Source organism: Campylobacter gracilis (assembly GCF_001190745.1).
In the GTDB taxonomy this organism is placed as follows: Bacteria; Campylobacterota; Campylobacteria; order Campylobacterales; family Campylobacteraceae; genus Campylobacter_B; species Campylobacter_B gracilis.
Genome location: NZ_CP012196.1, coordinates 2,008,543 through 2,029,441, shown reverse-complemented (window position 1 = coordinate 2,029,441; position 20,899 = coordinate 2,008,543). Strand labels below are relative to the sequence as shown.

Genomic DNA, 20,899 nt, shown 5'->3' with positions numbered 1-20,899 from the left:
ATATCAAATTTAATAAATTTATCTCGTAGGTCGGCTTTAAATTTATAAGAATTTTTAAAATTTCGTCTTAAATTAAAGCCGAAATTCTATCCGCAAATACCCTGCTTATGCGTTTTCTTGCTTTTAGATGCGATCTTCAATCCTCAAAAAAAATCGCACAGCAAAACGAGAATTTAGAGTTTTTATTTAAGGTTGCGTTGCGAGTTTGGCGCTTGAAATTTCACTTTCGCTGCACAAAAAGAATGCTAAAATTCCGCCGAAACCGCGCCGGATGCGGTGAACTTAAAGGAGAGAAAATGCAAAGAATTTTTCATATAAAAGATGCTATTTGTAGCGACGAGCGAGCCGTAAAAACGACATTTTTTACTACAGAGGCCACTTGCGGCGCGGTTTGGATCGTCAAACGCGGCCAGGTCGTAGCGCCTCATATCCACCCAGACGGCGATGACGTGTGGATTTGCTTAAGCGGACGCGGCGTGTTTTATCCGAGCAAGGGCGAGGAGGTACCGATCTGTGCGGGCGATCTAATCATTTCCAAAAGCGGAGAGTGCCACGGTATGAAAAATACGGGCGATGAGGATTTTGTGTTTGCAAGCGTTACGGCGCCGATTCCGTGCGGTTACGAAGCGATTTGAATTAAAATTCGCCAGAGATTTTGTGGTATTCGTAAAATAAATTAGCGCCGCAAAGAGTTGAATCAGAATTTGCCCGTAGCGTTAAATTTCATAAATTTAGCCGCGCTTTTGTACAATTTCAAGTGCCGCGCAATCTGCGGCGAGATTAAATTTGAGGCAAAAGATGTATGAGGATTTTACGCAAGAGCTAAAGGACGAGCGCGCGCAAAAGAAGCGCAAAGCTAGGGCGCGCAAGGCAGAAGCAGATCGCAAGCCTGTACGAGACGAGCCCCGAGATATGCCACTTTGGCGCAAGATCGCGCTTGGCGCGACATTTGTATTCGCGGCTTTTAGCGCGCTCGCTCTGTTTGCGGTTATAAATTCCAGCGACGACTACTCGCCGCGGGACGACGAGCAGATCAAATACAGCGATTTTTATAAAAAAGGAGATGAAATTTACGCCCTCGTGGTGGGCGCGGGCTATTTCGCGATACCGGACGCGGACGCGGCGAGCTTTCGGGTTTTGGATTTCAGCTCCGGCTACCGCTCCAACGTCGCGGCGGATAAAAACGCCGTATATTGCGGAAATATCGCGATGAGCGAGCTAGAGCCCGCGCGCACGAAAGCCGTAGCGTTCGGATACGTAAGCGACGGGCAAGTTAGCTATTTTTGCGACGGCGAGGCGGTGAGGAACGACGCGCTGGGGGCGCTTAAATTCACTTATGAAACCTTGGCGCATATTTTTTGGGATGCGCCTAAGCCGCAAAGTTACGTTTATAAATTTAAACGAATAGACGCTACGGATCTGCGCCAAATCGCGGGCGTGTATTACGCTGCGGAGGGCTCTCGCGCGTTTTATAAAGGAGAGATTTTGCCGGGCGCCGATGCCGCGAGCCTGCGCCGGATAGAGGGAAGCGACGGCAGGGCGAGCGGCGTTTATGCCGCGGACGGCGCGAACGTGTATTTTAAAAACCTGCGCCTTGACGCGCGCGATAACGGCGGGCATTACGAACTTTTGAGGCAGTGGTTGGACTATTTTTTGTGGGATGCGAAAAGCGGCGACGTTTTTGCAAACGATTTAAAATTTGACCCAGCCGCCGCGCCATATACTCCGCTAAATAGGCAGCTTGCGCATTCAAACCATCTGCTTTTTGCCTCCCTTGGCGGCATCTATTATTTCGACGAGAATGACGGAAAGCAAAAACGCGCGGCAGACAACCCCTTTGCGGGCGAAGTTCGCGCGCTTAGCGGCAGCGTATTTCAAAGCGGCGAGCGGATATATTTTTTAGAAGGCGCCGAAGTTTGGGGCGGCGGTCGCAGCACTCGCAGGCTGGTCGCTCGTAAAAGCGGACTTTTCGCGCTCGAGCTGCCGCACGAGTGGCGCAGGGTCGGCGGCGTGCACGGCGGGCTATACGGCTGGGTCTATTCAAATGGCGGGCGATTTTTCTACTTCGACGATCTGGGCTCTTCGCAGCTGATAGATCGGTGCATTTATGAGATCAGGGATCTAGACTTGGTTGAAATTTTGCTTCAAAAAAGTAGCCTTGGCACGAGCAAAATTCGCGAGATGATAAAGAGCGGCGGGCTTGAGGTAGTGGACGGCGAGCTGCTTTTTGAGGTAAAGACGCGAGTGGAATTTTAGCCGCGATTTGAGCACAATTCGAGCATGAAAAGCGCTGCTAAATTTTAAAATTTGATTTTGCTTCGGCACAAATTTATAAAATTTAAACGTCGTCGTGGGCTCTAGCACAGGTTTAGAATTTCATTGCAAATCGCTTTAAGAAGGAGCGCGCAAATTTCGTTTCGCGTCGTCGCGACGGCTCGCGAAATATTTTGTATCGATCGCGATCTTTGCGTCGCGTCGCGCTTGGATAAGGCGTCGCCGTAAATTTTATTTTAGCACCGCAACTTTTGTAAAATTTGGCTAGCAGCGCAGGCAACGCGGCGACAAAGCGTAAATTTAAAAGGCTAAAATTGCAAAGCTGAACGCATAAAATTTGCATGCTCAAACTTACGAGATAAAATTTAGCGGCTTGGATTCAAAAGCGCAAATATCTTACTTCGATATAAAATTTAGCAGAGCGAGTGCAGATCGAGCGGCGCGATCAAAGCGCCGTTTTGCAAACCCGCGAGCTTTAAGTGAAGCGAAACAAAGCGCTATTTTATAAATCCGCTTGCCACTACACGGTCGCGTTCATCGTAAAAAACCGCGAGCTGTGCCGGAGCGATGCCCGCTGCGGGTGCGGACAGCACGGCATGCACGCCGCCGTCTTCGCGCGGCGAAATTTTAACGGGGAGTTTGGCGCTGCGGTAGCGGATCTTAACGCCGAGACCCGGCATATTTAAAATTTCATCCCTGCTTAAAAAGTTGTTGAAATTTTCGGTGTCGAACTCGTAGGTTGCAAGCTCCTCCTTGCCGCCCACGACGATCTCGTTTTTGTGCGGGTCGATGCTTAGCACGAAGTGCGGCTCATGCGCGCCGTGTACCGTAAAACCCCGGCGCTTGCCGATCGTGTAGTGCATATAGCCCTCGTGAGTGCCGATGGCGTTGCCCGCGCGGTCGCGCACGATGCCGGGCATTTTGGTGCCCGTATGACGGTTCAAAACGTCGATGTAGGTAGTATCCACAAAGCAGATCTCGCTGCTTTCGCTCGCAGAAGCGATCTGCGAAAGCTCCGCATAGGCGCGCGCGGCCTCTTTGACGTCCTTTTTATACATCCCCCCAAGCGGAAAGAGCATAAACTCAAGCGCTGCGGGATCGATGTTTGCTAAAAAATAACTCTGATCTTTGCTAAGATCTGCGGCGGCTTTTAAAAGCCCATCCTCGATGCGGACGTAGTGCCCGGTAGCTAGGCGCTCAAAGCCTTGCTCGCGCGCAAATTCCAAGAGCTTGCCGAGTTTTATGCGGCGGTTACACAGTGCGCAGGGATTTGGCGTAAGACCGCCGATATAGGCCTGCACGAAGGGCTCGTAAACGTCGCGATTAAAATCATCCTGCAGATCCAAAATGTGGATTTTTATACCCAAAAACTCACCCACCTTGCGGACCTTGGCGATGTTTGCCTCGTGATAGCCGGGCTTTGCGTGCAGCTTCATATAGCAGCCCTGCACCTCGTGCCCCGCGTCCTGCAGCAGCTTCGCGCACATAGAGCTGTCCACGCCGCCGCTCATCGCGATTAAAATTTTCATCCGTTCTCCTTACGTTGCACATCCGTTAAAATTTCATCCACGCTGTCGCAGAGCTTAAAATTTTGCAAATCGCTTTCGTTTATCGCGCCAGATTTTAGCAGTGAAGTGTGGAAAAACTCCATTAGCGGTGCGTAGAATTCCTCGTCGTAAAGATAGATCCGTGCGCGCTTAAAGCCCGTCTGCACCAGCACTAAAATTTCAAAAAATTCATCCAGCGTTCCAAAGCCGCCAGGAAAGATGACGAAAATCTCGCTGTTTTCGATGAGAGCGCCTTTGCGCGGTGCAAATGCCGAAAATTTCGCGCCCTGCGTCAAAAAGCCGTTGCTTTTTTGCTCAAACGGCAGCATGATGTTAAAGCCCACGCTGTGCGTCCTTGCTCTCGCAAATGCGCCTCGGTTGGCGCCTTGCATAATGCCGCCACCGCCTCCGGTGATGATCGAGTATCCTAAATCAGCGAGCCCCTCGCAGAGCTTTTGCGCGTCTTTTACGTAGCGATTATCCTCGCTAAAACGTGCCGAGCCGAAGATCGTGGCGCTTTTGCCCACGTTTTTGAGATTGTCGCGGGCGATTTTGATGTCTTTTAAAATTTCTTTTAACTGCATGATTAATCTATCTTTTATGTATATTATTTAAAATTTTAGCTTTAAGAATAGCATTAAATTTTTAAAATTCCGTTTAAAAAGGCAGAATTTACGTTATTTAAAATCTCGTTGTAAATCATACTAGGTTGCTAAGTTTTCGTAAAAATCCGCCGACGCCGCGGTAAGCGCTCATATCGATCGGTTCGCAGCCCTGCTTGCTCAAAAATCGCGAGACGCTCTGCTTAAGCGCGATGGTAGCGGGCGAAAACGGATAGTGCGAGTTAAAAAGCGCGCGATTTTGTGAGCAGACGGCTACTTGTTTGCAAAACGGCACAAAGCCTAGCAGTTTAAAGCCCAGCTCGCTTATATTGCGGTGCGCAACCGACTTTAGATTGTCGTAGATCATCACGGCATCATCCTCGCTCGCGGTGAAATTTAGCAAAAACAAAACCTCTTTTTTGCTAGATCCAAGCGTCTTTAAAAGCGCGTAGGTGTTGCTGATCGAGCAGGGTTCGTTCGCGCACAGCACGATATTTTCGTCGCCGATGCTCAAAAAATCTCCAAGATACTCAAGTCCCGCATCGATCAAAATAAAATCGAAGATTCCCGCCTCTTTTAGCTCGCTTGCGAAGCGAGCGGGGCTTTCGTGAGCCTTTGCGTTTGCGGAATTCCCGGCTTCTTCGGGATTTGATGAGCGGGCGGAATTTTTCATTTCATCTTTACTTGCGGAATTTTGAGAATTCTCGTCAGGGATTGAATTCTGCTTGGTGAAATCATCACTTTTAAAATTTTTTAGGCTTTCTGATTCTGTAAAATTCCATCCATCTTCGCAATTTTGCGGTTTTTTGGCTACACAATTCGTAGAATTTTTTGCAGCATTTGCTATTGAATTTGAAGTGGCGGAATTTTCTGAGTTGTTTTTGCCATCAGAGCTCGTGAGTTTTTGCGCGTAATTGTGCGAGCTGATACTTTCGTCGCCCTCCCGGTTTTGCGCGCTACCTATAGAATTTTGCATGACGTAATCGTCCGCACTAGAGTTTGCGTTTTTAATAGAATTTTGCGAGGACGCGGGATTTTGTGAAGCAAACGCGGGCGAGACGAGAGTTAAATTTTGAGAAATTTTTACCGCGATGGCGCTTGGTAGCGAAATCCTCTTTCTTTGCAAAGCGTTTAAAATGATCTCTTGATTGTTTAAATTTGGCGCTTCTATGATCGCCGTGCGGTAGCCTTGCTCGCTTAGAATTTCGGCGAAATTTGCTGCAATCACGCTCTTACCGACTCCACCCTTGGCGCTTAAAAAATTTACGATTTTAGTTTGCATATCAGTCCTCTTTTAAATTTCATCTCTCCAAGTGGCAAAATCACGCTTATGCGCTCGCTTACTCCCGGATGCGGCAGCATCAGCTGCTCGCAGGCACGCACCTTCGCGCTTGCGTATAAAATATCCACGTCCAGCGTGCGCGGCGCGTTTTTGAAGCTTCTTTTGCGCCCAAATTTCAGCTCCGCGCGCTGCATGATTTTAAGCAATGTAAGCGGCGGCAGAGAGCTTTGTACGAGCATTACGGCGTTTAAAAAATCGGGCTGATCTAAAAAGCCGAACGGCTTGTTTTTTAAGATCAAGGAATTTTGCGCTACGAAAAAGCGCGCGTCGCTTTGCAAAACGCGATAAAATCGCTCGAAGCATCGCCTGACATCTCCTAAATTCCCGCCGAGTCCAAGCAGGTATAAATTTTTTAAATTTTTGCGCTCGCGGCGCCTCATCGGGAAAACAGCGCTTTTTACGACGCACAGCGCGTCCGCGCACTCGTAAAATCCGTTTTTCTTAAGCCGCAAGTTCATCGAATCTGCTCGCTTAAAATTTCAGCCCCGTTTTCACGCACGACCACGACGTCCTCGATACGCACGCCAAACTCGCCGGGTAAGTAAATCCCAGGCTCCACGCTAAAGACCATGCCCTCTTTTAGCACGGTATCTCCGCGCTTTGAGATGAACGGAAGCTCGTGTATATCGACTCCGACGCCGTGTCCGGTGCTGTGAAAAAACGCCTCGCCGTAGCCCTGAGCGGCGATAAAATCCCTAGCTGCCACGTCGATCTCGCTCGCCTTTTTGCCGGGCATGACCGCAGCGATCGCCAGAGCTTGCGCCTCTTTTACGATCTCGTAAATTTCTTGCCGTTTGGCGTTTTTAAAATTTTGTTCCTTGCCGAAGTTAAAATTTTCGTCAAAGCACGCCGTACGCGTCCTATCGGAGCAGTAGCAATTAAATTTAACCCCCGCGTCAAGCAGGAGCAAATCTCCCTGCCGCAAACGCTTTTTACTAGGCAAAGCATGCGCCTTCGCGGCGTTTTCGTTGATCGCGACGATAGGCGAAAAGCTAAGCGCAAGCTCGCCCTTTTTCTTAAAGATGAGCTCGGCGTTAAAAAACAGCTCCTCTTCACTCATGCCTTCGCCCTCGGCGCGCACGAACGCGGCAAATTCGTCAAACCTCTCCGCACCTAGCTGCGCCGCTTGCTTTAAAATTTTTATCTCGTCTTCTGATTTTACTATGCGCGAAATTTGCGAAAAATTCGCCCGCGCCTTAAATCTTATCCCAAGCTCTTTACTCAGCGCTTCCCACTCGCCCGCACTAAAATCGTACGGGTTATAAACAAGCTCGCGGACGCCCGTTTTTCTCAAAAACAGCCGCGCGTCTTTTATCAAATTTCGCTCGACCTCGATCACTTCGGTATCTTTGCAAAGCTCGCGTGCCTCGATGCTATAGCGCGCATCGGTGAGGAAAAATTTGCGCCCCGCGAGGCTCAAGAATATCGCGTTGTCGCAGCTATATCCGCACTCGTGGTAAACGGCATTTTCGTCCTTTAGGATAAAATTTTTCAAATTTAATCCCAAACTTATTTGGCTTTCTGTTCGGCTCTGGCAGCTTTGATCTGTTCAAAAATTTGAATCATTCCGATCATCGCCAGATGGTATCCCACTGGACCAAACCCGATGATCTGACCCGCTGTTACGGGCGCTATTAGACTTTTTTGTCTAAGCTCCTCCCTGCGAGCTATGTTTGAGATATGCACCTCAATCACGGGCAGACTGACTGCGGCGAGCGCATCGCGGATAGCAAGCGAAGTGTGCGTGTAGGCGGCGGGGTTGATGATGATGCCGTCGCAGGTACCGAAGCACTCTTGGATCTTATCGACGATCTCGCCTTCGAAATTGCTCTGGAAAAACTCGATCTCATTGCCGCTCTGATCGGCGACCGCCTTCATCTGTTTATGGATGTCCTCCATCTTCATAACCCCGTAAATAGCGGGCTCGCGCATACCAAGCATATTGATATTCGGTCCTTGAATCACCATAATTTTCATTTTTGCGTCCTTGTTTTGAAATTTAAGCGAAAATTATAACCAAAGCGAGCTTATTTTTTACTATGGCGCTAAATTTGCCCGCTCAAACCCAAACGATAAAATTTTATCTCTAAATTTAGCACGGAAGAGAATTTTATGCTAAAATCACGCGCTGTTTTAGATAAGGAAAACGATGAGAATTTTAAGGGCGAAGTGGATTCTTGCCTGCGATGAGAATTTTAAAATTTTAAAAGAGGGCGCGATCGTCTTTGATAAAAAGATAATCGAGGTCTGCACCTTTGCAAGCGCGGCGCGTAGATACCCGCAAGCCGAAATTTTAGACTTTGGCGGCGACATAGCGATGCCTGCGTTTATAAATCCGCACGTGCATTTGGAATTTAGCGCAAACAAAGGCACGCTGCGTTACGGCGATTTTTTGGATTGGCTAGGCAGCGTCATCGCCTCAAGGCAGCAGCTTGACGCTGCGGCACGCGGACGGCTGATCGCGGAGCAGATCGCCGCGATGATGCGAAGCGGCGTGGGTACGATCGGCGAAATTTCAAGTTTTGGCGGCGAGGCTGAAGCTTGCGCGCAAAGCGGCATTAGAACCGTGTTTTTTAATGAAATTTTAGGCGCGAGCAAGGACGTTGCGGCGGAGAATATTTCTAAATTTAAAGAGCGATTTGAGCGCGCGAAGGCGCTTGCAAGCTCGCTTTTCATCTCCGCAGTATCGGTGCACTCGCCGTATTCGACGCACCCCCAGATTACGGAGTTTGCGACGAAGTTTGCCCGCGAAAACGGACTTGCTATAAGCACGCATTTTATGGAGAGCGCGTATGAGCGGCAGTGGCTGCGTACGGGTCGCGGTAAATTTAAAACTTGGCTTGCTAAATTTAACCCAACGCCTGCGCCTTTTTACTCGCCGCAGAGCTTCGTAGCGCATTTTAGCGGGCTTCGCACGCTTTTTACGCATTGCGTTTGGGTGGATGATTTTAGCATTTTTGATCCGAAGCTTCACTCGATCACGCACTGCGCGCGCTCCAACCGCCTGCTTAGCAAAAAGCGACTAAGCTTTAAAAAGCTGCTCGCAAGCGGGCTTAATTACAACATCGCTACCGACGGGCTTAGCTCGAATTTTAGCCTAAGCTTTTTAGACGAGCTACGCGCAAATTTAATGATGCATGACGAGCTGGGTTTGATAGAGCTGGCGCGAGTGCTGATTTTAGGCGCGACGAGAAACGCTGCTGCGGCACTGGGGTTAAATTTAGGTGAGCTGAGAGCCGGCAAGCTCGCCGACATCGCCGTTTTTGAAGGCATCGAGTGCGACGAAGCTCAGCTGCCGCTACAGCTCATTTTGCAGAGCAAAAACGCAAAATCACTTTTTATCGAAGGAATGAAATGCAATTTCTAAAGAACATCTTTGCGCCGATCGGCGCCGTGCTCGGGTTTATCAATAAATACTTTAAATCCTTGATTTTTCTGCTTATTTTGTTTTTGATTTTCGCAGGCGGCGAAAGCGCGCAACAAAAGGGCGCGAATCTCGCTCAGCTTTCATTAAGCGGCGCGATAATGGACGATAGCGAAATTTTAGAAAAGATCGAAGCCCTGAAAAACGACGAGGCGATCAAAGGAGTACTTCTACTGATCGATAGTCCCGGCGGCGCGCTAAGCCCGAGCGTGGAAATTTCGCTGGCTATCAAATCCCTAAACTCGCGCAAACCGGTCGTCGCCTACGCCAAGGGTACGATGGCGAGCGGCAGCTATCTAGGTGGCGTGTGGGCGAGTAAAATTTATGCAAATCCGGGTAGCTTCATCGGCTCCATAGGTGTGATCATGCAGGGTTTAGACGTGAGCGAAGCGGCCGCTAAGCTAGGCTTTGCCGAACAGATCGTCAAAGCGGGCGAGCTCAAAGAAGCGGGAACGATGATGCGAAAATGGAGCGATGCGGAGCGCGCCAGTCTGCAAGCTCTGGTGGACGAGAGCTACGAGCTATTTACGCGCGAGGTGGCGCAGGCGCGCTCGCTGGATATTAGGAAGCGCGATACGTGGGCGAATGCGCGAGTGTTTTTGGCTAGCGGCGCCAAAGGCGTCGGGCTCATTGACGAGGTGGGCTCTTTGGATGACGCTAAAAGCGCGCTCGTAAAGGCTAGCGGCGTAGCAGATCCGATCTGGCAGGAGCCTTCTGCGTATGAGAAGATGATGGATAGGCTGGCAAATAAAAGCGAGAGTTTGGTACGCGGGGCGTTCGGCGCAAAGCTGATGGCGTATTAGAATTTTAGAAATTTTAAATTATGAGGAAATTTTAAAAGTAGAATTTTGTATATAGAAGCTATACTGAGTTTGATTACTTTTAAATTTCCTCGCTTTTACGTTTGGCGTTTCTTTAAAATTTTATCCTTTTGTGAATTTTTTCTTCGTTTAAGAACTCATAATTTTTCACCAATTATTCAGCCCCCTTTAAGCATCACTCTTGTATAATCACAATTCTGTTTCGCACCGAGCCGAACCTGCTTTCTTAACTCTTAAGTCCTAGTAGTTTTAGCCTTTTAGCGAACGCGTTTTTTAAAATTTTAACTGTTAAAAACAAATATCTTTAAGTCAATCTTTGAAATCTAAACAAGTGATCGATTGAGCCTATGGATTAGATCCATTAAAGGATTTAAGTTCATAAAAACAATGTTACAAACATAATGTTTTTAGATTAAAAACTTCATAATCGTATCTACCTGTATAAGTATAAAGAGTTTAAATCATAGATTAAATTTAAGACGCAGAATAAAACCTGAGCCAAACTCTGGTTTTTGATGCTATTCTTAGAAATTTATGATTTGTGAAAAACTTGTTTTTTGCAAATCTTTGTAGCTTTAGGTGGGTACAGGGAGCGAAAGCTCCCGCTCGCAGTAACGGCTTTGCCGTTGCGAGAAGTATAAATATGGAGAGTTTGATCCTGGCTCAGAGTGAACGCTGGCGGCGTGCCTAATACATGCAAGTCGAACGGAATTTAAGAGAGCTTGCTCTTTTAAATTTAGTGGCGCACGGGTGAGTAATATATAGCTAATCTGCCCCTTGCTGGAGGACAACAGTTAGAAATGACTGCTAATACTCCATACTCCTTTTTACCATAAGATAAATCGGGAAAGAATTTCGGCAAGGGATGAGACTATATCGTATCAGCTAGTCGGTGGGGTAACGGCCTACCGAGGCTATGACGCGTAACTGGTCTGAGAGGATGATCAGTCACATTGGAACTGAGACACGGTCCAAACTCCTACGGGAGGCAGCAGTAGGGAATATTGCGCAATGGGGGAAACCCTGACGCAGCAACGCCGCGTGGAGGATGACACTTTTCGGAGCGTAAACTCCTTTTGTTAGGGAAGAATAATGACGGTACCTAACGAATAAGCACCGGCTAACTCCGTGCCAGCAGCCGCGGTAATACGGAGGGTGCAAGCGTTACTCGGAATCACTGGGCGTAAAGGACGCGTAGGCGGATTATCAAGTCTCTTGTGAAATCTAACGGCTTAACCGTTAAACTGCTTGGGAAACTGATAATCTAGAGTAAGGGAGAGGCAGATGGAATTCTTGGTGTAGGGGTAAAATCCGTAGATATCAAGAAGAATACCTATTGCGAAGGCGATCTGCTGGAACTTAACTGACGCTAATGCGTGAAAGCGTGGGGAGCAAACAGGATTAGATACCCTGGTAGTCCACGCCCTAAACGATGTATACCGGTTGTTGCTGTGCTAGTCACGGCAGTAATCCACCTAACGGATTAAGTATACCGCCTGGGGAGTACGGTCGCAAGATTAAAACTCAAAGGAATAGACGGGGACCCGCACAAGCGGTGGAGCATGTGGTTTAATTCGAAGATACGCGAAGAACCTTACCCGGACTTGATATCTAACAAATCATCCAGAGATGGAAGAGTGTCTGCTTGCAGAAATGTTAAGACAGGTGCTGCACGGCTGTCGTCAGCTCGTGTCGTGAGATGTTGGGTTAAGTCCCGCAACGAGCGCAACCCACGTCATTAGTTGCTAACGGTTCGGCCGAGCACTCTAATGAGACTGCCTTCGTAAGGAGGAGGAAGGTGTGGACGACGTCAAGTCATCATGGCCCTTATGTCCGGGGCGACACACGTGCTACAATGGCATATACAATAAGACGCAATATCGTAAGATGGAGCAAATCTAAAAAATATGTCCCAGTTCGGATTGGAGTCTGCAACTCGACTCCATGAAGCCGGAATCGCTAGTAATCGTAGATCAGCCATGCTACGGTGAATACGTTCCCGGGTCTTGTACTCACCGCCCGTCACACCATGGGAGTTGATTTCACTCGAAGCGGGAATGCGAAATTCGCTACCCTCCACAGTGGAATCAGCGAACTGGGGTGAAGTCGTAACAAGGTAACCGTAGGAGAACCTGCGGTTGGATCACCTCCTTTCTAGAGTACAAATAGATATCCTCTCACAAGGTATCTATCATAAAGTCTTAGCGCTAGCTTATGCTTAGCTCTAAGCATGCTCAATCGAGCTTGTTTAGGTTTGAGAGATTGACGGCTAATAAAATTTGTCTAATTCCTTGAACTGCCTAGACAAAAACCTAAATTTATAATCTATGAGAAATAAAATTTCGAAATAACTCTTTATAACTTTAGGTGGGCGCGCAAAGCGTTGCTTTCGCTCAAAGACTAATCATCTAGTCTGCGAAGTAAAGGATGAATGGGGAATTAGCTCAGCTGGGAGAGCGCCTGCTTTGCACGCAGGAGGTCAGCGGTTCGATCCCGCTATTCTCCACCATAAGATATTTGCGCCATATTTAATTCGACGTTAGATCTAAATAGAGAATTTTAACTCGGTTTTATCCAAACAGATTTGGTTTGTTAAATTTAACAAATTTGATCAAGCCGCCATAACTTAAAATTTTCTATTTAGGTTTAGCCTAAACGTTCTTTAAAGTACCATTGTTAAAGTCACAATCAAGTTTTAATAAAACAATTTTACAGGACTTGTTAAAGCTTTGATTATTCGAAGTGATGCCAAGCCTTTAGCTTTTTATGTTATCCAAAGCTAAAAGCTAAGATCAATACACGCTTATAGAGCTTAACTTACTTTATGAGTTTGATCTCTTTCCGTCTTAATTCGAGTTAATCAAATACTATAGAATAAATTTAACGCTTCGGCTTTAAAGATAGGGCATATTTAAAAGCTCTTATCCGTAAACTAAATGCCTAGTTAGATCGGTTTTATCTTTAGCAAGGAAGTAATGCGAATTAGAATATATAAATAAAAATAGTCTAAGTATTTTTTACGAATCTAATCCTAAATGATTTCTTTTATAGAAATTTTACGGCAACGCCGAAAGCGTTGCTGTGCTTTAGGTGGGTCGAGGGAGCGAAGCTCCCCGTCGCAAAGAGCGGCTTTGCCGGTCTGCGAAGTAAAAAATATATAAAAGGTAAGCTACTAAGAGCGAACGGTGGATGCCTTGGCTAGTAGAGGCGATGAAAGACGTGCCAGACTGCGATAAGTCTCGGGGAGCCGTCAAGGGGCTTTGATCCGGGAATTTCTGAATGGGGCAACCCAATACATAGCGATATGTGTTACCATTAATGGAGCCAACGCGGGGAACTGAAACATCTAAGTACCCGCAGGAAGAGAAATCAATAGAGATTACGCTAGTAGCGGCGAGCGAACGCGTAAGAGGGCAAACCACTAGTTTACTAGTGGGGTTGTAGGACCGCAACATAGACTAGGATCTGATAATAGAACAATCTGGAAAGGTTGGGCATAGAGGGTGATACTCCCGTATATGAAATCACATCCTTACTTAGCGGTATCCTGAGTAGGACGGGACACGTGAAATCCTGTCTGAAGCCGGGTCGACCACGATCCAACCCTAAATACTACTACTAGACCGATAGCGTACAAGTACCGTGAGGGAAAGGTGAAAAGAACGGCGGTGAGCCGAGTGAAATAGAACCTGAAACCGTTTGCTTACAATCATTCAGAGCACTATGCTATACTCTTTAAAATTAATCCAGCTTGGCTTTTTAGCCCTTTTTTATGAGACTGCGACTGCGGCAGCCAGATCCGGCTAGCCTTGTCTTGTTTCATAAAAAATCATCTAAAAATCCTGCGCATTTGAAATTTTAAATTTTGATCTGATAAAATTTCATCATAAATGACACAAACAGAGCTTTATGGTCTAAATTTAGAAGTAACGATTAACGATTAGTTTTAATGAGTATAGCAGTGTGATGGACTGCCTTTTGCATAATGAGCCTGCGAGTTGTGGTGTCTGGCGAGGTTAAGGAAACCCGGAGCCGTAGCGAAAGCGAGTCTTAATAGGGCGATTAGTCAGATGCTGCAGACCCGAAACGATGTGATCTATCCATGAGCAGGTTGAAGCCGGTGTAAGAGCCGGTGGAGGACCCAACCGACGGCCGTTGAAAAGGCTCCGGATGACTTGTGGATAGGGGTGAAAGGCCAATCAAACATCGTGATAGCTGGTTCTCTCCGAAATATATTGAGGTATAGCGTCGTGTAGTAGTTATAAGGGGTAGAGCACTGAATGGGCTAGGGCATACACCAATGTACCAAACCCTATCAAACTCCGAATACTTATAGCGTAACCACGGCAGTCAGGCGGCGAGTGATAAAATCCGTCGTCAAGAGGGAAACAACCCGGACTAACAGCTAAGGTCCCCAAATCTCATTTAAGTGGAAAACGATGTGAAGTTACTGAAACAACCAGGAGGTTGGCTTAGAAGCAGCCATCCTTTAAAGATAGCGTAATAGCTCACTGGTCTAGTGATTTTGCGCGGAAAATATAACGGGGCTAAAATGAGTACCGAAGCTTTAGATAGTGTCTATGATTATTTATACCAAGCTTGTCTCTTTGGCATCTTTAAATGAGCTTCATTTTTTCTCCTGCGGCAACCTACACGGTTAGCCTTAGTCGAAAAAATATCAGCAACATTTAAATCTGCTCAAAACAAGTGAAACGCTTTTTGCGAAAGCAAAAATGTTTCTTTGAAAGATACTTCGCTTCTTGCATTCAAATTTAAATGCAACGTCTTGATCTAAATTTTATAAATTTCAAAATTTCTTAGAATTTTAAAATTTAGCAACAAAAGCAAAAAGACAAGCCCAAGTAAAGTATAAATACTCATAGACACTGTGGTAGGAGAGCGTTCCAATCAGCGTCGAAGCCGTACCGGTAAGGAGCGGTGGAGCGGTTGGAAGTGAGCATGCAGGCATGAGTAGCGATAAAATACGTGAGAATCGTATTCGCCGTAAACCCAAGGTTTCCTACGCGATGCTCGTCATCGTAGGGTTAGTCGGGTCCTAAGCAAAGTCCGAAAGGGGTATGCGATGGAAAATCGGTTAATATTCCGATACCGATATCAGTGTGCGACGGAAGGACGCTTAAAGTTAGTGGAGCTAGCGGATGGAAGTGCTAGTCTAAGGAAGTAGGTTGAGTTATAGGCAAATCCGTAACTCTTTATCCGAGATCTGAAAGGCTTCTGACGCTCTTCGGAGTAGATGAAGAATCCATGATACTATCGAGCCGAGAAAAGTTTCTAAGTTTAGCTGATATCGCCCGTACCGTAAACCGACACAGGTGGGTGGGATGAGTATTCTAAGGCGCGTGGAAGAACTCTCTTTAAGGAACTCTGCAAAATAGCACCGTATCTTCGGTATAAGGTGTGCCTAGCTTCGTTAAGAATTTACTTCGTAAGCGAAGAAGGTTACAACAAAGAGTCCCTCCCGACTGTTTACCATAAACACAGCACTCTGCTAACTCGTAAGAGGATGTATAGGGTGTGACGCCTGCCCGGTGCTCGAAGGTTAATTGATGATGTTAGCTTACGCAAAGCATCTGATCGAAGCCCGAGTAAACGGCGGCCGTAACTATAACGGTCCTAAGGTAGCGAAATTCCTTGTCGGTTAAATACCGACCTGCATGAATGGCGTAACGAGATGGGAGCTGTCTCAAAGAGGGATCCAGTGAAATTGTAGTGGAGGTGAAAATTCCTCCTACCCGCGGCAAGACGGAAAGACCCCGTGGACCTTTACTATAGCTTGACACTGCTACTTGGATAAAGATGCGCAGGATAGGTGGGAGGCTTTGAGTCGTAGATCTCGGTTTACGATGAGCCATTGTTGAGATACCACTCTTCTTTATTCGGGTAGCTAACTAGCCTAAGTTATCCTTAGGTAGGACAATGTCTGGTGGGTAGTTTGACTGGGGCGGTCGCCTCCCAAAATGTAACGGAGGCTTACAAAGGTTGGCTCAAAGCGGTTGGAAATCGCTTGCAGAGTATAAAGGCAAAAGCCAGCTTAACTGCGAGACATACACGTCGAGCAGAGACGAAAGTCGGTCTTAGTGATCCGGTGGTTCTGTGTGGAAGGGCCATCGCTCAAAGGATAAAAGGTACCCCGGGGATAACAGGCTGATCTCCCCCAAGAGCTCACATCGACGGGGAGGTTTGGCACCTCGATGTCGGCTCATCGCATCCTGGGGCTGGAGCAGGTCCCAAGGGTATGGCTGTTCGCCATTTAAAGCGGTACGCGAGCTGGGTTCAGAACGTCGTGAGACAGTTCGGTCCCTATCTGCCGTGGGCGTAAGAAGATTGAGGAGAGTTGACCCTAGTACGAGAGGACCGGGTTGAACCGACCACTGGTGTACCGGTTGTTCTGCCAAGAGCACCGCCGGGTAGCTAAGTCGGGATGCGATAAGAGCTGAAAGCATCTAAGCTCGAAGCCGACTCCAAGATGAATCTTCTTTTAAGAGCTCTAGTAGACTACTAGTTTGATAGGCCGGATGTGTAATGGATGAAAGTCCTTTAGCTGACCGGTACTAATAGCTCGTTTGCTTATCTTTTAAGCATTACTTCCTTGTTAAGGATAAAATTGATTCCTAATTTTTCACTATGCTTCGTTAAACTTCGCTGCAGACTTCGGTCACATACCATACGTATGCTCCCTCGTCTTTGCTCGTTTGCCTCGCCTAGCAAAAAATTAGTTCTCAATTCGAAATAGTAAATTTTTACTATGCCTTATCAACCTTTGTTTTTATAAAACAAGATCTGACTTTAACGATGAACGCAGTGTTAAATAAGAGATTATAAAAGATATCCGTAATCTACGATTAATCCAAGTTAGATTACGAAGTATTTTTGATATGAGGCGAACAGGCAGGAGCGAGTAAGGCTCGTATACAACAGGGCTAAAGCTCGTAACGTATTCGCAAGATATTTACTATCAAACAATAAGACAATCCCTTATTTAACACTGCCTGTGGCTATACAGACGAGGAAACGCCTTGCTCCATCTCGAACCAAGAAGCTAAGCTCGTCCTGGCTGATGATACTATCCGTTACTCGGACGGGGAAAGTAGGTCGCTGCAGGCTTTGTTAAAATTCCATAACTTTCCATACAATTTTCAATTTAAATTCTATTCCGGCATCTTTAGTTTATCGCTTCTTTTAGCCAATAAATATTGCTTGATAAATTTAAAATTCTATAATATCTTTAGGATTTTAGAACCTTCTGTAAATACAAATTTTAAATCTAGCCCTCCATCAATACAAAATCTCAAAACTCTGCATTAAATTTGACTTATATTGAGTGAAAAATGATACGGATTGAAATTTTTCTATAATACTTGCTTGTTCGTATCGTTTTTTAATACTATCTGTTGCGTTTGCTTTTTAACTTCTATGGTGCGATCTTTATTCTAACCTCTCTTAGCCTCATTTATGATTTATACGTTCGTTCGTTTTTAATACATTGCTGCACTTTTATATCTAAATTATGAAGCCGCCGGCACTTATAAAGCTTTGTGTATGATTTAAACTAGATGCCAAATAAAGCTTTGGCAAGCATTGTTAATTAATATAATGAAACGTCCCATAAGCAGATAAAACCCTATTAAAAATCAAGCCCGTAAAAAGCATGCCACACAAAAGAAGCTTATGAATGCGGCTAAATTTTATGAAGATTGTTCGTCTAGCTTTGCACGTAAAGCATTCGTGCCTCTCATAACACCAGCATCCCTTCGCCGTATGCGTCTAACATCGCTCGTAAAGCCTCCGTGTGCGGTAAGGTAGGACTAAATTTCATAAATACCGCCGCTTAGCTTTTTACATGATTTAAATCCAAATCTCGTTTCAATGTTTGCAGTATAAATTTAATATATCTAGCTTTATCCAAGCTATAAAAAGCATGCTTCAAACCGATAGAGTCGTATAAATTTAATATATCTAGCTTTATCCGTTAGCGGTGGAGCGACTGCCAAAAAGCAACCCAGTATTAAATTTAATCTATCTAGCTTTATCGCCTATCCGCTTTTTAAGATCAAGCTAAAATTTAACGTATTTATTTAATAAAACGATCGGAGCAGATAAAATTTCAATATATCTCTTAAATTTTATCTCCCTTTAAGCCCGCTACAAATATAATCCTTACCGTATTGCAAGATAGCGTAATAGCTATATGGGCGGTATATCCATTCTAAAGCATAGACATGGGATAGGTATGTAAAAGCTCTCAATGCTAATAGAGACGTTTTATTTGGCAATACAAATATCTCAATCTTAAAGGACTTTTAATGAAAAACCTATTTAAATCCGCATTATTTCTATCGCTTCCTGCATTTATGCTAGCAGCCGTAAATTTAAACACCGCAAGCAAAGAGGAGCTTATGGCGCTTCCCGGTATCGGAGAGGCAAAAGCTCAGGCTATTATAGATTACCGCAAGGATAATAAATTTAAAGATATCGAGGATATCAAAAACATTAAAGGCATAGGCGATAAGAGATTTGAGCTTATTAAAGATGATCTTGCCGTAAGCGGCACTACTGATATAAGTGATCTAAAATCCGTAAAGCAAAAAGCAAGTAAAAAAGCTAAAGATACCGCCAAATCTGCTAAAGCTAAAGCAAATACCAAATCGGAAAAGATGCAAGAGAAAATGGATGATAGCATGGATAAAGCTATGAATGAGGATGGTAAAGTAAAAAACTCTACGGCTAAGTTGAAAGACGAAGCTAAAGAAGAGGGATCGTCTAAGGCTAAAGGTAAGAGGGGTAAGAAGGGTAAGGGAGAGTAAAATTTCTCCCGACCTTAGCTTATTATTTTACAAGCCTGCCGCTTGCGGCGAATGTATGATCTACGTAGCAAGCGTATAAATTTAGGCGGAGCTATGGAAGTGTGCAAGATTTCAATTCGCATCTTGCGTAATTAGCTTGCTCGACTATACTGTAGATTTAGAAGTTTACAGTTCGATTTAAACTTGCGGATGCGATTTTATTTTATGGTACGGCGAGCCTATATTTTTTAGAATTTTAAAGTGTAAATTCTTGATTTTTCATAAATTTTTAATCTCACTGCTTTTAAATAGAACTAAAATTACCCTAAAGACCGCCTAACTACAGCAAGGTATCGGCAAATCGATTTGCCGGCGCGTTTCAGGTAATGCCTAGAAATCGTGTAGGCTAAATGTCAAGCCATAAGAGATCATAGCGGTTTAGGACGGCAATTTTGCAGAAGCGGCAGTGGGTTTATCTGATCAAAGTGTATAGCGTAGTGCGAGCGTAGCGGCTAAAAAGACCATAAGAGTATATTTAAGCAAATTTTACCCTATTTAAACGCCAGCATCATCACACCTGCGCCGATGAGTGCTAGCGCAAGCCATTCACGCAGACTCGGGCGCTCGCCTAAAAAGATCACGGCTATGATCACAACGAGCACTACGCTTAGTTTATCGATCGGTGCTACTTGATAGGCTTTGCCGATTTGTAGGGCTTTGAAATATGCTAGCCACGATGCACCCGTCGCCAGCCCACTTAGTATCAAAAATACCCAGTTGCGAGGGGTTAGGCTCGATAACGGCTGCCAGGCTTTAGCGTAGCGTAGGAATACGGCGAGACACAGGGCGATGATGATCGTGCGAATAAAAGTCGCGAAGTGAGAGTTGATCCCTTCAAGCCCGATTTTTGCAAATATCGCAGTCAGCGCCGCAAAGAGCGCTGATGCAAGCTAGCCAGGTAAAAGAAGCTAAGGTTCTGCCGTGTTTGATTTAGACGCGACTACCAAGTCTCGCTCGCGATTACTGCTAAATTCTACCCCACATATATAGAAAAATCGCCAAAAGCGCATTCTCGCTTCGCCTAACGCTAAGAGAGATCTCTTTAAATTCCGCTCCGATGCCTCTCAAAAACAAATGCCAGCAACGCAAGCGCATCCATCGTCGTTTAAATTCCAATTCGATGCCTCTCAAAAAAGCAAACTTTAAGCCCAAACCTACTACTCTAAAAGTTCAAATTTTACAAATAAGGATACTGAATGAAAAATTTCATATTTTCCGCGCTTTTGGCTCTTGGCATCGCAGGCTGCGCCGTAAACACCGCTCCGACGCCTGCAGGCAACTTGCGCTCGCTAAAATCCGAGATCGTAAACTACACTCGCCAAAGCTCCACAGCTTACGTCTATACGTTTAAAGACCTATCCAGTGGCGAGCTCTACACCGCTCACGCAAGCAGATATTATGCGGCTGCGGGAGATACTGCCTACATAAGTACCGCTTCAGGCGCTATCACCGATATGCGAGTCATCTCGCGCAAAGCGGGTTCCGTTGCTCCGCGCGCTTATGATATTGGTAAAATCGAGACCAAACAAATGCATAAAAACGACGCTATTGCTGTACCAGAGAGCGAAAATATCAGCTTTTAATCCCACGCGATTTTTAGCCGCTGCGCCCTTTAAGGTAAGCGAGCCTGCTTTTACTTTGTGAAACGCTTTTGTGTTTGTTCTCTACTCTTACGAAGGCAATGGCTCCTGTTTTCAATCTAGCGGACTTGCGCGATTTGCTTGCGCTTTAAAGTCCGCTGATTCTTTGCGCGATTGCCTGCATAAATTTTATATTTTAAAAGTTGTGGAATTTTATATTTCACGAAATTCTGCGCTGCACATCTTACTTATATGGCTAGGTTAGCATTTTCTATTCGCTTGCTTCGTGCTTAAGATTTCTTACTGCGTAACGCTATTTTGTCCGCAAATTTTATATTTATAGAAATACAGCTGGCGCTAGAATTTTGATTGCGAAATTTTTATAAATTTTCTTTCTCGCTGTTTTTCGCGTACTGCCTGTTCTAAGTGCCTGTATTCTCTACCG

12 protein-coding genes, 1 tRNA gene, 3 rRNA genes and 1 pseudogene are annotated in these 20,899 nt (G+C 45.6%); 10 read left to right on the top strand and 7 right to left on the bottom strand.

Annotated elements, in window-relative coordinates; genetic code table 11:
- Positions 1 to 296 precede the first annotated feature (296 nt).
- Entirely contained in the window at positions 297 to 635 is a 339-nt protein-coding gene (locus CGRAC_RS10085) for a cupin domain-containing protein (protein WP_040303516.1), read from the top strand.
- A 163-nt stretch (positions 636 to 798) separates the two neighbouring features.
- Positions 799 to 2,256 carry a DKNYY domain-containing protein gene (locus CGRAC_RS10080; RefSeq protein WP_005869922.1) on the top strand — a complete coding sequence of 486 codons (1,458 nt, stop codon included), beginning with the start codon at positions 799 to 801 and terminating at the stop codon, positions 2,254 to 2,256.
- Between the two features lie 515 nt (positions 2,257 to 2,771).
- Here CGRAC_RS10080 and mnmA read toward each other — a convergent pair.
- The 6 genes from mnmA to aroQ all read right to left on the bottom strand — a co-directional run bounded on the left by mnmA (position 2,772) and on the right by aroQ (position 7,742).
- Positions 2,772 to 3,803 (bottom strand): tRNA 2-thiouridine(34) synthase MnmA, encoded by a 1,032-nt coding sequence (gene mnmA / locus CGRAC_RS10070; RefSeq protein WP_005869926.1) that lies wholly within the window; start codon positions 3,801 to 3,803, stop codon positions 2,772 to 2,774.
- On the bottom strand, positions 3,800 to 4,405 hold the full coding sequence (locus CGRAC_RS10065) for an LOG family protein (RefSeq protein ID WP_005869927.1): 606 nt from the start codon (positions 4,403 to 4,405) through the stop codon (positions 3,800 to 3,802). Before CGRAC_RS10065 ends, mnmA begins: the two co-directional genes overlap by 4 nt.
- 115 nt (positions 4,406 to 4,520) lie before the next feature.
- A complete protein-coding gene (locus CGRAC_RS10060) occupies positions 4,521 to 5,705 on the bottom strand; it encodes a nucleotide-binding protein (RefSeq protein WP_005869928.1) in 1,185 nt (394 codons plus the stop codon).
- Positions 5,687 to 6,223: a 2-amino-4-hydroxy-6-hydroxymethyldihydropteridine diphosphokinase gene (gene folK, locus CGRAC_RS10055; RefSeq protein WP_005869934.1), complete on the bottom strand. Its 537-nt coding sequence runs from the start codon at positions 6,221 to 6,223 to the stop codon at positions 5,687 to 5,689. The genes CGRAC_RS10060 and folK overlap by 19 nt, the downstream gene beginning before the upstream one ends.
- Positions 6,220 to 7,260 carry a M24 family metallopeptidase gene (locus tag CGRAC_RS10050; RefSeq protein WP_040303513.1) on the bottom strand — a complete coding sequence of 347 codons (1,041 nt, stop codon included), beginning with the start codon at positions 7,258 to 7,260 and terminating at the stop codon, positions 6,220 to 6,222. The genes folK and CGRAC_RS10050 overlap by 4 nt, the downstream gene beginning before the upstream one ends.
- Positions 7,261 to 7,274: 14 nt before the next feature.
- Entirely contained in the window at positions 7,275 to 7,742 is a 468-nt protein-coding gene (aroQ, locus tag CGRAC_RS10045) for a type II 3-dehydroquinate dehydratase (protein ID WP_005869936.1), read from the bottom strand.
- A gap of 172 nt (positions 7,743 to 7,914) precedes the next feature.
- Between aroQ and mqnF the strand changes: the two genes are divergently transcribed.
- From mqnF to CGRAC_RS12965, 7 genes are all read left to right on the top strand, one after another.
- Positions 7,915 to 9,132, top strand: a complete 1,218-nt coding sequence (gene mqnF, locus CGRAC_RS10040) for an aminofutalosine deaminase family hydrolase (protein ID WP_005869938.1) — start codon at positions 7,915 to 7,917, stop codon at positions 9,130 to 9,132.
- On the top strand, positions 9,120 to 9,992 hold the full coding sequence (sppA, locus tag CGRAC_RS10035) for a signal peptide peptidase SppA (protein ID WP_005869939.1): 873 nt from the start codon (positions 9,120 to 9,122) through the stop codon (positions 9,990 to 9,992). The genes mqnF and sppA overlap by 13 nt, the downstream gene beginning before the upstream one ends.
- A gap of 658 nt (positions 9,993 to 10,650) precedes the next feature.
- Positions 10,651 to 12,164: ribosomal RNA gene (locus tag CGRAC_RS10030) — 16S ribosomal RNA — on the top strand.
- A 279-nt stretch (positions 12,165 to 12,443) separates the two neighbouring features.
- Positions 12,444 to 12,519 (top strand) — tRNA-Ala (locus CGRAC_RS10025).
- A 653-nt stretch (positions 12,520 to 13,172) separates the two neighbouring features.
- Positions 13,173 to 16,606: ribosomal RNA gene (locus CGRAC_RS10020) — 23S ribosomal RNA — on the top strand.
- Positions 16,607 to 17,018: 412 nt separating this feature from the next.
- A 5S ribosomal RNA gene (gene rrf, locus CGRAC_RS10015) occupies positions 17,019 to 17,135 on the top strand.
- The 16S, 23S and 5S rRNA genes sit together here with 1 tRNA gene alongside, the layout of an rRNA operon.
- A 1,199-nt stretch (positions 17,136 to 18,334) precedes the next feature.
- Positions 18,335 to 18,835 carry a ComEA family DNA-binding protein gene (locus CGRAC_RS12965; protein WP_069435693.1) on the top strand — a complete coding sequence of 167 codons (501 nt, stop codon included), beginning with the start codon at positions 18,335 to 18,337 and terminating at the stop codon, positions 18,833 to 18,835.
- A gap of 530 nt (positions 18,836 to 19,365) precedes the next feature.
- Here the strand turns inward: CGRAC_RS12965 and CGRAC_RS10005 are convergent.
- A pseudogene (locus tag CGRAC_RS10005) lies at positions 19,366 to 19,764 on the bottom strand (EamA family transporter); the annotation flags it as partial.
- A 306-nt stretch (positions 19,765 to 20,070) separates the two neighbouring features.
- Between CGRAC_RS10005 and CGRAC_RS10000 the strand changes: the two are divergent.
- On the top strand, positions 20,071 to 20,457 hold the full coding sequence (locus tag CGRAC_RS10000; protein ID WP_005871014.1) for a hypothetical protein: 387 nt from the start codon (positions 20,071 to 20,073) through the stop codon (positions 20,455 to 20,457).
- The last annotated feature ends 442 nt before the right edge of the window (positions 20,458 to 20,899 follow it).

Coding starts and splice junctions, on each gene's coding strand:
- CGRAC_RS10085 (WP_040303516.1), top strand. CDS start 297: ATGCAAAGAATTTTTCATATAAAAGATGCTATTTGTAGCGACGAGCGA.
- CGRAC_RS10080 (WP_005869922.1), top strand. CDS start 799: ATGTATGAGGATTTTACGCAAGAGCTAAAGGACGAGCGCGCGCAAAAG.
- mnmA (WP_005869926.1), bottom strand. CDS start 3,803: ATGAAAATTTTAATCGCGATGAGCGGCGGCGTGGACAGCTCTATGTGC.
- CGRAC_RS10065 (WP_005869927.1), bottom strand. CDS start 4,405: ATGCAGTTAAAAGAAATTTTAAAAGACATCAAAATCGCCCGCGACAAT.
- CGRAC_RS10060 (WP_005869928.1), bottom strand. CDS start 5,705: ATGCAAACTAAAATCGTAAATTTTTTAAGCGCCAAGGGTGGAGTCGGT.
- folK (WP_005869934.1), bottom strand. CDS start 6,223: ATGAACTTGCGGCTTAAGAAAAACGGATTTTACGAGTGCGCGGACGCG.
- aroQ (WP_005869936.1), bottom strand. CDS start 7,742: ATGAAAATTATGGTGATTCAAGGACCGAATATCAATATGCTTGGTATG.
- mqnF (WP_005869938.1), top strand. CDS start 7,915: ATGAGAATTTTAAGGGCGAAGTGGATTCTTGCCTGCGATGAGAATTTT.
- sppA (WP_005869939.1), top strand. CDS start 9,120: ATGCAATTTCTAAAGAACATCTTTGCGCCGATCGGCGCCGTGCTCGGG.
- CGRAC_RS12965 (WP_069435693.1), top strand. CDS start 18,335: ATGAAAAACCTATTTAAATCCGCATTATTTCTATCGCTTCCTGCATTT.
- CGRAC_RS10000 (WP_005871014.1), top strand. CDS start 20,071: ATGAAAAATTTCATATTTTCCGCGCTTTTGGCTCTTGGCATCGCAGGC.